The 538-nt window shown below is 71.4% G+C and carries 1 protein-coding gene; it reads left to right on the top strand.

Annotated features, from left to right (window positions below; genetic code table 11):
- Positions 1 to 78: 78 nt before the first annotated feature.
- On the top strand, positions 79 to 538 hold a 460-nt coding region (locus Ade02nite_RS48910; protein WP_203778303.1), incomplete at its 3' end, for a transposase.

The raw sequence follows: 538 nt of genomic DNA, 5'->3' as shown, positions 1-538 counted from the left end.
AGCGAGCTGGGCCGGATCGTGTTGGATGCGTGGCGGCGGGAGTTGTACGAGGCAGTCCTTACCTCCCGGTCGCGGACGTTGTTCACGCTGGTCGACGGGATCGCCGCCGATCAGGGACGGTGTGGCTGCCCGGCGCATCTGTCGCTGGGCGCGGTCACCGGGCACGCCGCGGCGTATCGGGCGTTACGTGACGGCGAGATCGATACCGGCCGGGCGTTGCAAGCGGCGTGCCGGATCGCCACGCGGTCTGGCCTGCCGCGGGTGTATGCCGTTGACACCACCGCCTGGCCGCGGCCTAACGCGGCGACCAGCCCGGACCGGCAGCCGCAGTACACGCCGGGAGGCCCGCGCGGCACGGCGCTGATCAAGACCGGATGGCGGTATCAGCACGTCGTCCGGTTGACCCTGACCCCGGACTCCTGGGTCGTGCCCGTCCTGGCCGACCGGATCGCCTCCGACGACGACCTGACCGAAGTCACCGTGAACCACATCGCCCGGGTCTGCGCCGCTGACGGCGCCCGCATGACAGACCGCTCGC

Origin of the sequence: Paractinoplanes deccanensis, assembly GCF_016862115.1 — a bacterium.
Classification (GTDB): Bacteria; Actinomycetota; Actinomycetes; order Mycobacteriales; family Micromonosporaceae; genus Actinoplanes; species Actinoplanes deccanensis.
This window is presented reverse-complemented; position numbering and strand designations above follow the sequence as displayed.